Below are 11,638 nucleotides of genomic sequence, written 5' to 3' on the forward strand. Positions count from 1 at the left end.
CCATGAGCTTCCGCGGGGCCGACGACAGCCTTTCGGGCCTGCCGCTGGGCGCCGTGCCCGCGGTGGCGCTGGACCTGGAGACCACGGGCCTGGACGTCGCCACGGACCGCATCGTGGAAATTGCCGCGGTGCGCCTGCAGGCCGGCGGCGGCGATGACAAACCCTTTGCCCGGCTGGTCAACCCCGGCATTCCGATCCCGCCGGCCTCGATCCGCATCCACGGCATCACCGACGACGAGGTGGCCGGGGCCGAGGCCTTCGCGGCGGTCGCTCCGGAATTCAGCGAATGGGTCGGGCGCCGCCTGGTGATCGGCTATGCCCTGGGTTTCGACCTGGCGGTGCTGAAGGCCGAGCACCAGCGCCACGGTCTCGACTGGCAGGCGCCGCGCTCCATCGACGTGCGCCACCTGGTTCAACTGGTGGCGCCGGACCTGCCGAACCAGTCGCTGGAACTGGCGGCGAAGTGGCTGGGGGTCGAGGTCGGCGAGCGGCACCGGGCCCTCGGCGACGCCGAGACCGCGGCGCGGATCTTCACGGCCCTGGTGCCGAGGCTCAGGGAAAAGGGCATCGTCACCCTGGCCCAGGCCGAGCGGGTCTGCCGCAACCTCACCACCCGCCTGGAGGAAGAGGCCCAGGCCGGCTGGCACGAGGTGCTGCGCGACAGCCGCATCGCCCCGCAAAGCGTCGCCGAATACGCCCGCATCGACAGCTTTCCCTACCGCCACCGGGTCTACGACGTCATGCGCTTCCCGGCGGTGACCCTGCCGCCGACGACGCCGGTGCGCGAGGCGCTGGCGCTGATGATGGAAAAGGGCATCTCCTCGGTCTTCGTCGATCCGGAAGAGGCGGGCGGCAGCTACAGCATCCTGACCGAGCGAGACCTGCTGCGCGCCTTCAACAGCAACGTCGCCGGCGTGCGCGATGCGCCGATCTCCGACTACGCCAAGGGGCCGCTGGTCACCGTGGAGAGCGAGGAGTTCGTCTACCGCGCCATCGCCAGCATGTCGCAGCGCGGCTTCCGCCACCTCGGCGTGCGCGATCCGGACGGCAAGCTGGTGGGCGCGATCTCGGCGCGCGACCTGCTGCGCCAGCGCGCCGGCGACGCGCTCTCCCTGGGCGACAGCCTGGAACGCGCCGCCAGCCCCGGGGACCTGGGCCGCATCTGGTCGGAGCTGACCACCGTGGCGCGCGGCCTGGTTTTCGAGGAGGCCGACCCCCGCGACATCGCCGCCATCATCTCGCGCGAGCTCAGGGCCCTGACGCGGCGCGCCTGCGAGCTGGCGGAGGCGGAGATGGCCAAGCGCGGCGAAGGCCAGCCGCCCCGGCCTTACGCCATGATGGTGCTGGGCTCCGGCGGGCGTGGCGAGAGCCTGCTGGCCATGGACCAGGACAACGCCGTCATCTTCGATGAAGGCGAGCCGGGCGGCGAGGCCGACCGCTGGTTCGAGCGGCTCGGCACACTGGTCGCGGACATGCTGAACGAGGCCGGCGTGATCTACTGCCCCGGCGGCATCATGGCGTCCAAGCCGGAATGGCGCCTGGACGTGGCCGGCTGGCGCCACCGCCTGGAGACCTGGATCACCAAGGCGCGGCCCGAGGATCTGCTGAACAGCGATATCTTTTTCGACGCCGTGCCGGTCTACGGCGAGCGCGCCCTGGCCGAGAGGCTCTACGACGAGGCTCAGACGGCGGCCGGCGGGTCACGCGATTTCCTCATGGCCATGACCCTGAAGGCCAGCGACTTCCGCCCGCCGCTCAACTGGCTGGGGCGTCCGCGGCTGGAAAACGGGCGCATCGACCTGAAGAAAAGCGGCCTCATGCCGATCTTCTCGGCGGCGCGCATCGTCGCGCTGACCCACAAGTTCGACGCCCGTTCGACGCCGGAGCGCCTGGAGGCGGTGCGTCAGCTCGGCGCCTTCGATGCCGGGGTCATCGGCAAACTGATTGATGCGCACAAGATCCTGCTGGGTGCGATCCTGCGCCAGCAGCTGCGCGATATCCAGCACGGCGTCGCGCTGTCGAACAAGGTCGCCCCCGGCGAGATGCCGGCCCACGAGCGCCAGGAACTCACCTGGGCCCTGGGCCAGGTGGAAAACGTCCGCAACCTGCTCGGCACGCCGGCAGTGGGCTAGGGCTGGAATCCGATTTGGCTAGGCCAAATACCCGTGGAGGGATTTCACTACATGTCTGATTGGGGATATGCCGATACGGTAGCCTCAGGTCGAAGGGCGCGGCTTCTTAATGCGCCGTCGTTTGACGTCATATCGCAAGAAGTCGTCGAGCATATGTCGATTGGCTGCTGCCATGATGACCGATGTTGCGACGACAATCGGTTTAGCCGAGTTGTGTTTTGCATTAGGATCACTTGCCCGCTTTTCGACAAGTTCTTTAACTCGCTACATGGATACCGAGGGGCCTATTATCAGTCTCCATATTGCGGTAGCCAGGCAAATGATGAATTCATCCGTCGACTTTCTCCAATCCTTCTCAAATGGGCGGAGTCGAATTGCGATCGCTTTCGCAGCGAATTTGCAAAGGAGTCTCTGAGCTCACCTTCGGCGAAAGTCTGGCTTGCAGAGGTCAACAAGAACCTCTGCTCGGAATGTGAAGGAGAGTGGAGTGTTCCTCAGGACGACAAAGCAGAAATACAAAATGAGCGGTGGGAGAAGGAAGAGACTCAGAAAGCGAAATGGGGGCGGAAGGCCCCAACTGGTACCAAGTTACGGATCTTCGGTGCGTTTCTCGATGAAAAGCGCAATGTGTTTATCGCTGAGAACAAGCGGTATCGCGCGGTCGAAATTCATGAACACGGTTGGTCCTGATAACAAAGCTGCCTTCTTTCAGTGTTCACTGGGTTACTGTTGCCGATTCGTCGGCACCGTGAACCGCTTGCGCGCCGTCTCGGCCTTGGCTCTCATCGCGCAGTCCTCGACGTGGTCGTTGATGAGGCCCATGGCCTGCATGAAGGCATAGACCGTGGTCGGGCCGACGAACTTCCAGCCCAGCTTTTTCAGGTCCTTCGACAGCGCAACCGACTCCGGCGAGGTGGAGGCGGTCTGCGGTTTGCCGAGCGTCTTTGGGTCGGGCTCGTAGCGCCAGAGGAAGGCGGCGAGCGAGCCATCCTGCTTCACCATCTCGCGGGCCCGCTTGGCGTTGTTGATGACCGCCTCGATCTTGCCGCGGTGGCGGATGATGCCTTCGTCCTTCAGTAGCCTTTCGACGTCGCGCTGTGTGAAGCGGGCGATCTTGTCGAAATCGAAGTCCTTGAAGGCGGCGCGGAAGTTCTCGCGCTTGGCGAGGATGGTGCGCCAGCTGAGGCCCGACTGGAATCCCTCCAGGCAGAGCTTCTCGAAGAGGCGCCGGTCGTCGGCGACCGGAAAGCCCCACTCCTTGTCGTGGTAGACGAAGAACTCCGGGGCGGCGGCACACCAGCGGCAACGCGGCTTGCCGTCCGGCCCCTCGACCGTGTTGCCCATGCCTCAGGCCTCGACCAGGAAGCTCAGCCGCTCGTCGGCGCGCGAGGGCGTCATCTCGATGATCTCGGCGTTGACGACCTTTTCCACGACGAAGGGGTCGGCTTTCACCCGGACCTCCAGGTCTTCGCGCGAGGTGTTGTGCGCCACGATGCCGCCGCCGCCCGCCCCTCCCTGGTCATTGGGCTGCAGGCTGCCGGCCAGCAGGAAGACGCCTTCGTCGAAGCCCTGTTGAAGCCAGGCCTTGTGGCCTTCCATGAACTGGCCGGCCTGGCCTTTGTTTTCCGCGAACTTGAGCTGCACGATGAACATCGCTCGAGGTCTCCTAGGGTGCGGCCTGGCGCTTGCGTGGCCGGGCGCCGTTCTTTCCGGTGTTCTTCGCTTCCGCGAGGCGGGCGTCCAGCCAGTCGAAGAGCCCCTCCACCTCGCGCCGGACGAAGGCGTCGTCCTGGTAGGCGTTGGCCAGGGTCGCGACGCCCTGGCTGGCGGCGAGGACGTGCAGCGCCAGGGCGTCGGCCTCGGCCCCGTGGCCGAGTTCCTCGAACTGGCGGCGCAGCCAGGTTCGGAACAGGGTGAAGAGCGCCTTGGCCTCGCCCTGGGCCTCGTGGTTCAGCTTGGCCAGTTCGCTCGACAGCGTGCCCAGCGGGCAGCCGTAACGTTTGATGTCCGCCTGGTTGGTGATCAGGATCTTGATGTAGCAGCGGATGCGCTCGGCGGGCGATTCCGTCTCCGCCTCCCAGCGCGCCAGCATCGCGCGGCGGTCGGCCAGGCGCTGCTCGATCACCGCGTCCAGGATCTCGTCCTTGGTCTTGAAGTAGTAGTAGAAGTTGCCGCGCGAGATCTGCACAGCCTCAGCGATGTCGGCGAAGGAGGTGTGGTCATAGCCCTGCCGGTAGAACAGTGCATCGGCGGCCTCGACGATCTGCTCGCGGGTGGTCTTCTCGCTCATGGTCTTGTCTCCGGGTCCGGCGGCGCCTCTGCCTCAGGCCGCCGAAACGTATGCGCTGCGGTAGGTGGGGTAGTCGGTATAGCCTGTTTCGCTGCCGCCGTAGAAGGTGGTGCTGTCGGCCTCGTTCAGGGGCAGGCTCTCCCGGTAGCGCCGCACCAGGTCGGGGTTGGCCAGGAAGGGCGTGCCGAAGGCGACCAGGTCGGCCGCGCCCTCGCGCAGCGCCGCCCGGGCCCGGGCCAGGTCATAGCCGTTGTTGGCGATGTAGGGGCCGTCGAACTTCGCACGCAGGGCGCGGTAGTCCACGCTACTGGCCTTGGTCAGCATGTCGCCTTCCAGGACGTGCAGATAGGCCAGGCCGCGGGGGCTGAGCTGCTCGGCGAAGTACTCGAAATGTCCCTGGGGGTCGGAGTCCGACATGGCGTTGAAGCTGTTCTCGGGTGTCAGGCGCAGGCCGACGCGATTGGCCGGCCAGACCTCGCAGACCGCCTCCAGGATCTCGTTCAGCAGGCGCAGCCGCTTCGCCGCGCTGCCGCCGTAGGCGTCGCCGCGCTGGTTGCTGCCGTCGCGCAGGAACTGGTCGATGATGTAGCCGTTGGCCCCGTGCACTTCGATGCCGTCGAAGCCGGCGCGCCGGGCCAGCTCGGCGCCCTGGCGGAACTGCGCCACGATGCCGGCGATCTCCCGGGTCTCCAGGGCGCGGGGCGTCACGAAATCCTGCATGCCGCTGTAGGTCACCGCCTGGCCCGCCGGGCGCAGCGCCGAGGGCGCGACCGGGGTTTCCCCGTCCCGTTGCAGGCTGGGGTGCGAGATGCGCCCGCAGTGCTGCAGCTGGATGAAGATGCGCCCGCCGGCCGAGTGCACGGCATCGGTAAGGCTCAGCCAGCTCGCCGCCTGGGCGTCGGTGAAGATGCCCGGGGTGAAGGGATAGCCGATGGCCTGGGCCGAGACCGGCGCGGACTCCGTGACGATCAGCCCGGCGCTGGCGCGCTGCTGGTAGTAGGCCGCCATCAGCGGCGGCACCACCCCGTCGGCGCCGGCGCGGTTGCGCGTCATCGGCGCCATGACCAGGCGGTTGGCGAGGGTCAGGTCGCCCAGCTGGACGGGCGCGAAGAGGTCTGCGGCCATGAAGCACTCCCAGGGTCCGAAACGAGGGTATAGGACGAACGTCCAAATTCAGGGTATTGATTTAGGACGACTGTCCAAATTTGTCAAGGGGGCAGAGACGCGCCGTAGTGCCCGCCGGCCCGATTACCGGGCCGGCTAGGCGTTCTGCCGGGGTTGCGGGCGGAAGCCGATGCGCCCCGGCGTGCCCGGCTTGGCGGCGGCTTCCTTGGCCAGCAGCCCGACGATGGCCTCGGGCGAGGCCGCGTCCTCCTGGAAGCGCAGCTGGCGCGCCACCACGGCGAAGTCGCCGGGCGTCAGGCCCGCGATCTCGGCCAGGCGCGGCGGCGCCGGCCGGTCGAAGAAGACCTCGAAGGCCCGCGCGGCGGCGGCCGGGCCCAAAGCCTCCAGCTTCACCTTGAAGACGAAACGGCGCAGCGCGGCGCTGTCCAGCCGCGCCGCGTGGTTGGTCGCCGCCACGAAGGGGAAGGGATGGCTGTCCATCCAGGTCAGCAGCTCGTTCACCTGGCTGACTTCCCAGGTCTTCTCCGCGCGGCCGCGGTCGGACAGCAGCGAGTCGACTTCGTCGAACAGCAGAATGCTGCCGCTTTCCGCCGCCTCGGTGAAGGACTCGGCGATCAGCTTCTCGGTCTCGCCGATCCACTTGGACAGCAGGTCGGAGGCGCGCTTGACCAGCAGCGGCCGGTCGAGCTGCCGCGCCAGATGGCGCGCCAGCGCGGTCTTGCCAGTGCCCGGCGGGCCGGTCAGCAGCAGCGAGAAGTCGGCCGGCGCGCCCGCGGCAGACAGCCGGTCGAAGAGCGCCGCGATGGAGATGTCGGACTGGTAGAGGCCGAGGTCGAGGTCGCGCTCCGCGCCCCCGCCCGGCGGCAGGCGGCGGCCGTAGCGCAGGCCCGTCACCAGGGACTCCAGGACCTGGCTGGTCTCTTCCTCGCCGCCCTGCAGCAGGCGCGCCGTGCGCAGGGCGTTGCGCGCCACGGCGGTCGACTCGCTGGCGGTCTCGGCCAGGCGACCGATGGCGCCGGGCGACAGCTCCAGGCCCTCGTCCCGCGCGATGCGGCCGAGAATCACCTTGCGTGCCTGCGGCGAAGGAAGGTCCATCTTCATGACGTAGGTCATGCGGCGCAGGTAGGCCGGGTCGATGTTCTCGATGGAGTTGCTGGTCCAGATCGTCGGCACGGCGTTGCTCTCGAACAGCCGGTTCACGAAAACCTTGGAGCCCGGCCGCCGCGAAATGCGGTTGTCGGTGTTGCGGTAGGCGTCGCCGATCAGGTCTTCCATCTCGTCGAACAGCAGGACTGCGTCGCGGCGCTGGGCCAGAAGCTGTTGCGCCAGCTTCAAGGCGTCGACGCGCTCCCAGCGCTCCGGCTCGTCGCCATAGCCGTCGGTCTCGCCCACGGCATAGAGGCGCGCGCCGGCCGCCGCCGCCAGCGCCTTGGCCAGCTCGGTCTTGCCGGTGCCCGGCGGCCCGTAGAGCAGGATGTTGATGCCCTCGGCCCTGTCGCTCAGGGCCCCGCGTAGCAGGCGGTGGAGCAGCGACAGCTCTTCGCCCCGGCTCGCGAAGTCGCTCAGCGCCAGGCGCGCGGGCGCCGCCGTGCCGACCAGGCATTCGATCATCGCCTCGTCGTTCATCGGCGCGCGGTTCAGCAGCCGGTGGACGCAGTGCATCGCTCGGAGGGTCGGCGTCGTGTCGTGCCGCCCGATCGACAGGTCGATCAGGTTGAGCTGCACGGACTTGGTCTGGCGCAGGGCCTCGAGAGACTCGATGCCCGCCAGTTCCAGCAGCAGCGGCGGCGTTTCCGCGCCGTGGCGTTCCAGCAGATGGCAGAGCGCGGAGCAATGGCGCAGGCGGTCGCAGGCCACCACTGTCTGCAGCAGCCGCGTCTCCGCCGCGTCGAGCGCCAGCAGCGCGGCGAGGCGCGCTGTCAGGACCAGCACAGGCGAAGGCTTCGCCGGCGCCGCCGTGCGGGCGGCGGCGATGTCGCGCGCGAGCTCAGCCCAGGCCTCGGCGGGCGGCGCCGGCTTCTCCTCGGGCTTCTGCTCAGGCTTCCGCCGGAGCCACAGGCGGGGCCGCTTCTTCGTATCTTCCTCGGACTCCTCCGCCTTTTCCGGGGCGACCGGCAGGCCAAGCACATGGGCCCTGTCCCGGCACCAGGCCAGGAGCGCCTTCGCCAGCGGAGAGTCGGCCGGGGCGTCCCGCACGGCAAGGTGCAGCAGTCCCAGCAGCAGTGATCTTTCGTCCATCGGTCATCCGATCGTCGCCTTCGGGCGGCCGGACGCGCGCAAGCGCGCAGCGCCACCGGAAGGTGGTTCTTGTTCAATTCGTTTGGGGATGACAGGCCGGGCCTCGCCCGGCCGGAACCGCTAGTCTGCGGTCGCTGGGACGAGGAGGCGGGGCGTCATGCCCAGGGTATCTTCCTTGCGCTCAATCATGCGCGTGCCTCGTTCTCGAAAGGGACGGCGCCCGAAGACGCCGTGGGCGCGGTTGATAGCAATCCCTGGTGCCGGAGTCAACTCCAAGGGGGCGATGAGGCCCGCGCGAAGCAGCGAGGCCTCAAGACTGAAGCAAGCTCCCTGCTGGCGCTGGCAGGGGCGCGAGAATCCGAAAACGTCGAATGCCGACGCCACATGAAGATCGCATCCTGGCTCCATTTGGACGAGAGAAGGAGTCGCCGCCTGTTAGATCTTATCAGTCGGAATGGTCAGGGCCTGGGACGCGCCTTTGTTGCAACCCGGCGCGTATCCTAGCCTCCTTTTCCAGGTCCTCTTTCGCTCTGTCGCGCAGCATTTTCATCTGTGATGCCGCGACTTGGTTTCGTCGGATGATGTAGGGGGTGGTGAGTGCGAAGATAATCTGGGAGAAAAAGGTATCGAACGATTCGATACAGGTGTTGAACTGATCAGTATAGATCGAGCGGAAGATCTTTTGGACTGACGGCTCTGAGATCACCTTCTCCAGGTTGACCGGGGACCCCGGCGTGTAATCCGGATAGACCGCAGCAGTTGGCTCCAGAGCAACGAGTTGGGCAAGTACCCATTCCAGGTCCGTCAGCTTCGCTGCGTTTGACGGGTCCGCCAGCGCAGCAAGCACGGCTTCGGGCGGCAGGGTCCTGTCGTTCTCTTCGATCCAGACCCGGGCTTCCTCGGTAAGGTTGCGACGCTTCGACGTTACGGATCGATTGATCTCTCCTTCTCTCGGCAGCAGAGTTGACGCCAAGGAACTGCGCTCACCGAACTCCTTGGAGAGAGTCGAAGACCCTTCTATAAAGCGCCTCGTATCGATGTACTGTTTCATCGCGAGCAGCGATGCAAGGGTTGGGCCGGGCGCTTTTCTCTTTCGGTTTTCCGCCAGCTGTTGTTCCGGCCCAAAGCCGCTCGGCGGGTCGCGGAAGCGAAACTCCGCACAATACTGCACTGGTCTTTTTTCGTAGCGCTCGGCGTCGCACGAGAAATTGAGACGCCTAACCCCTTCAGTGAGAATACGGGTGACTAGGTCGAATTCCTCGACATCGCAAAAGTCATATACGGTCGTATAGAGGGGGTTCAGGTTCGACGGCTTGAAGGAGCTGCTGATTCGAGGGGACTCCTTCGTGACCGGGTCATGGTCGCAAAAGGAGGTGCCAACGGATACCATCGTATGGCCGTTGATCTCGCCGAGTTCCGGGGCCCGCGCCTCGACCTTGAAAAGAAACCTCTCGGATTTGAACTCAACGGCAAAAATGTCGTAAAAATCCGGGTCAGGGCCTCCGCCCTCGGTCGTCCTGCCTACCCGGGCGACGGAAAACCCGGAGTCAAAGTCCGTGGCTTTGGATTCAAATCCCGCGAATCTGTGCAGTTCGCTATTGATCAGCGGTCTGTAGGTCCTGTGGAACATTCGGTGTCCCGCTATGGGTTAGGTCTTCGCCGACCATTCTGTTTGAAAGCAGGCCGTCGTTCCAGGTTTGCTGCGACCGGAGGTTCCTTCGCCGCCGTCACGACTGAAACACCGTGCCCGCGCCCGCAGCACGCGCCCGGGCGACGGCCAGGGTGGCGATGGCGGTGTCCTGCACGCCGGTGCCGGTGAGGTCGCAGAGCACGCAGGCCGCCTCGCTCTCGCGGCCCGGCTTGTCGCCGGCGATGACTTCGCCCAGCTCCGGGAAGACCGCGTGGGCGTCGACGGCGCCGGCCTCGATGGCGTGGTGCAATTCGCCCAGCAGGCGCACCTGGCTCAGGCGGTCGCAGACGTAGGTGTCGGCGGCGGCCAGGGCTTCCGCCGCGACCTCGTTCTTGTAGGAGGCATCGGAGCCCATGGCGATGAGGGTCAGGCCCGGGCGCAGATGCTCCGGGGTGATCAGCGGTTTGTTGGAGGGCGTGGTGGTCACCACCACGTCGCTCTCCGCGCAGAGGGCGCCGATGTCGTCGCAGGCGCTGATCGGGATGCCCAGGGCGTCGGTCATCTCCTGGGCGCAGGCTTCGGCGTTGCCGCCGTCGCGCGCCCAGACCAGGGCGCTCTCCAGGGGGCGCACCAGGCTCAGCGCCTTCAGCTGCAGACGCGCCTGCACCCCGGCGCCGACGATGCCCGCGGTCTTCGCGTCCTTGCGGGCCAGCCAGTCGGCGGCGACGCCGCCGGCCGCCGCGGTGCGCAGATCGGTCAGGTAGCCGTTGTCCAGCAGGATGGCTTCCACCATCCCGGTCTTGGCGCTGAACACCACCATGAGGCCGTTGAGGCTGGGCAGGCCGATCTTGGGATTGTCGAAGAAGCCGGGGCTCATCTTCATGGCCAGGGAGTCGAGGCCCGGCACGTAGGCGGTCTTCACGTCGATCTCGCCGTTGGCCTCGGCGATCTCCAGGTGCAGCACCGGCGGCATGATGACCGCCTTGGTGGCCAGCGCCTTGAAGGCCTCCTCGATGCAGGTGACGACGTCGCGGTCCAGGCTCAGCAGGTCGCGCAGGTCCGGCTCGTTCAGGATGCTGACTTCAGGCATGGCGCGCAGCCTCCGTCAATTGCGCCTGACGCTCGGCCAGCAGGTCCGGGTTCTCGCCGGCGACGATGCGCTGGTGCAGGGTCATGTCGATGTTGCCGCCGCTGAGCAGCGCGATGGTGACGCCCCAATCAGGATGCGGCGCGGTGAGCAGGGCGGCGATGCCCACGGCGGCGGCGCCCTCGATCACCTGGCGTTCCTCGGCGTAGGCATGGCGAATGGCCCCGGCGATTTCCTCTTCACTGACCAGCAGCACCTCGTCCACTAGGTCGCGCACCATGGCGAAGCTGTGGCGGTTGTCGAGGCCGATGCCGCCGCCCAGGGAGTCGGCCAGGGTCGGCAGTTCCTCCACCGGCACCGGGTGTCCCGCCTTGAGGCTGTCGTGCATGGCGGCGCCGCGCTGCATGGAGATGCCGACGACGCGGATCGAGGGCTTCACCGTCTTGGCCGCCATGGCGACGCCGGCGATGAGGCCGCCGCCCGACAGCGGCACCAGCAGGGTCTCGGCCTCCGGCAGCTCCTCCAGCATTTCCAGCCCCAGGGTGCCCTGGCCGGCGATGATGTCGGCGTGGTCGAAGGGCGGCAGGGCGATCATGCCTTCTTCGGCCACCAGGCGGTCGACCTCCACCTGGGCGTCATCCTGGGACAGGCCGACGATGCGCGCTTCCGCCCCCAGGGCCTCGATGGCCTCGACCTTGTTGGCCGGCACCAGGGCCGACATGCAGACGATGCAGGGGATGCCCGCCGCGCGCGCCGCATGGGCCAGGGCGCGGCCGTGGTTGCCGGTGGAGGCGGCGGTGACGCCCTTGCCGCGCTGGTCCGGCGGCAGGGCGAGCACCGCGTTGGTGGCGCCGCGCAGCTTGAAGGCGCCGGTGATCTGCTGGTGCTCGCACTTCAGGTGGACGGCTGCGCCGTGGCGGGCGGTGAGGCTGGGTGAGGCGATCAGCGGCGTGCGGCGCAGGCGGCCGGCCAGACGGCGGCGCGCCACCAGGGTGTCGGTCAGTTGCGGATGTCTTGTGCCTTGCTCTGGGCCGGCCATAGGGCGCCTTTCCTCAGGGTCTTCTTCTTGGATCTGCTGCGGCCCGAAAGGCTTAGCACAGCCCCTGGGACGATTGAAACCCGGGCTCTGCCGAGCG

General features: G+C 67.2%; 10 protein-coding genes. 2 read left to right on the forward strand and 8 right to left on the reverse strand.

Translation table 11 applies throughout. From position 1 onward, the window contains the following. Positions 1–2: 2 nt before the first annotated feature. Positions 3–2,132 carry a DUF294 nucleotidyltransferase-like domain-containing protein gene (locus H7X47_RS14315; RefSeq protein WP_193369395.1) on the forward strand — a complete coding sequence of 710 codons (2,130 nt, stop codon included), beginning with the start codon at positions 3–5 and terminating at the stop codon, positions 2,130–2,132. Between the two features lie 51 nt (positions 2,133–2,183). Further along, positions 2,184–2,822: a hypothetical protein gene (locus H7X47_RS14320; RefSeq protein WP_193369396.1), complete on the forward strand. Its 639-nt coding sequence runs from the start codon at positions 2,184–2,186 to the stop codon at positions 2,820–2,822. Between the two features lie 33 nt (positions 2,823–2,855). Here the strand turns inward: H7X47_RS14320 and H7X47_RS14325 are convergent, their stop codons facing one another. The 8 genes from H7X47_RS14325 to eutB all read right to left on the reverse strand — a co-directional run bounded on the left by H7X47_RS14325 (position 2,856) and on the right by eutB (position 11,541). Next, positions 2,856–3,476 carry a DNA-3-methyladenine glycosylase I gene (locus H7X47_RS14325; RefSeq protein WP_193369397.1) on the reverse strand — a complete coding sequence of 207 codons (621 nt, stop codon included), beginning with the start codon at positions 3,474–3,476 and terminating at the stop codon, positions 2,856–2,858. 3 nt (positions 3,477–3,479) lie between these two features. Next, the gene (locus H7X47_RS14330) at positions 3,480–3,785 is read right to left on the reverse strand and encodes a YciI family protein (RefSeq protein WP_193369398.1); all 306 of its coding nucleotides are present in this window, start codon (positions 3,783–3,785) and stop codon (positions 3,480–3,482) included. Between the two features lie 13 nt (positions 3,786–3,798). After that, positions 3,799–4,422 (reverse strand): TetR/AcrR family transcriptional regulator, encoded by a 624-nt coding sequence (locus H7X47_RS14335; RefSeq protein ID WP_193369399.1) that lies wholly within the window; start codon positions 4,420–4,422, stop codon positions 3,799–3,801. A gap of 33 nt (positions 4,423–4,455) precedes the next feature. Beyond that, positions 4,456–5,547 (reverse strand): alkene reductase, encoded by a 1,092-nt coding sequence (locus tag H7X47_RS14340; protein WP_193369400.1) that lies wholly within the window; start codon positions 5,545–5,547, stop codon positions 4,456–4,458. 135 nt (positions 5,548–5,682) lie between these two features. Next, complete coding sequence (locus H7X47_RS14345; protein WP_193369401.1) at positions 5,683–7,785, reverse strand: ATP-binding protein; 2,103 nt, start codon at positions 7,783–7,785, stop codon at positions 5,683–5,685. Positions 7,786–8,230: 445 nt separating this feature from the next. Further along, the gene (locus tag H7X47_RS14350) at positions 8,231–9,415 is read right to left on the reverse strand and encodes a hypothetical protein (RefSeq protein ID WP_193369402.1); all 1,185 of its coding nucleotides are present in this window, start codon (positions 9,413–9,415) and stop codon (positions 8,231–8,233) included. Positions 9,416–9,512: 97 nt separating this feature from the next. Further along, on the reverse strand, positions 9,513–10,505 hold the full coding sequence (locus H7X47_RS14355; RefSeq protein WP_193369403.1) for a cyclodeaminase: 993 nt from the start codon (positions 10,503–10,505) through the stop codon (positions 9,513–9,515). Next, on the reverse strand, positions 10,498–11,541 hold the full coding sequence (gene eutB / locus H7X47_RS14360; protein WP_193369404.1) for a hydroxyectoine utilization dehydratase EutB: 1,044 nt from the start codon (positions 11,539–11,541) through the stop codon (positions 10,498–10,500). The genes H7X47_RS14355 and eutB overlap by 8 nt, the downstream gene beginning before the upstream one ends. Positions 11,542–11,638 lie beyond the last annotated feature (97 nt).

The sequence above is a fragment of the Pelagibius marinus genome (assembly GCF_014925385.1).
Classification (GTDB): Bacteria; Pseudomonadota; Alphaproteobacteria; order Kiloniellales; family Kiloniellaceae; genus Pelagibius; species Pelagibius marinus.

Excerpts from the sequence above, each read along its gene's own strand:
- H7X47_RS14315 (WP_193369395.1), top strand. The coding sequence starts at position 3 with ATGAGCTTCCGCGGGGCCGACGACAGCCTTTCGGGCCTGCCGCTGGGC.
- H7X47_RS14320 (WP_193369396.1), top strand. The coding sequence starts at position 2,184 with ATGTCTGATTGGGGATATGCCGATACGGTAGCCTCAGGTCGAAGGGCG.
- H7X47_RS14325 (WP_193369397.1), bottom strand. The coding sequence starts at position 3,476 with ATGGGCAACACGGTCGAGGGGCCGGACGGCAAGCCGCGTTGCCGCTGG.
- H7X47_RS14330 (WP_193369398.1), bottom strand. The coding sequence starts at position 3,785 with ATGTTCATCGTGCAGCTCAAGTTCGCGGAAAACAAAGGCCAGGCCGGC.
- H7X47_RS14335 (WP_193369399.1), bottom strand. The coding sequence starts at position 4,422 with ATGAGCGAGAAGACCACCCGCGAGCAGATCGTCGAGGCCGCCGATGCA.
- H7X47_RS14340 (WP_193369400.1), bottom strand. The coding sequence starts at position 5,547 with ATGGCCGCAGACCTCTTCGCGCCCGTCCAGCTGGGCGACCTGACCCTC.
- H7X47_RS14345 (WP_193369401.1), bottom strand. The coding sequence starts at position 7,785 with ATGGACGAAAGATCACTGCTGCTGGGACTGCTGCACCTTGCCGTGCGG.
- H7X47_RS14350 (WP_193369402.1), bottom strand. The coding sequence starts at position 9,415 with ATGTTCCACAGGACCTACAGACCGCTGATCAATAGCGAACTGCACAGA.
- H7X47_RS14355 (WP_193369403.1), bottom strand. The coding sequence starts at position 10,505 with ATGCCTGAAGTCAGCATCCTGAACGAGCCGGACCTGCGCGACCTGCTG.
- eutB (WP_193369404.1), bottom strand. The coding sequence starts at position 11,541 with ATGGCCGGCCCAGAGCAAGGCACAAGACATCCGCAACTGACCGACACC.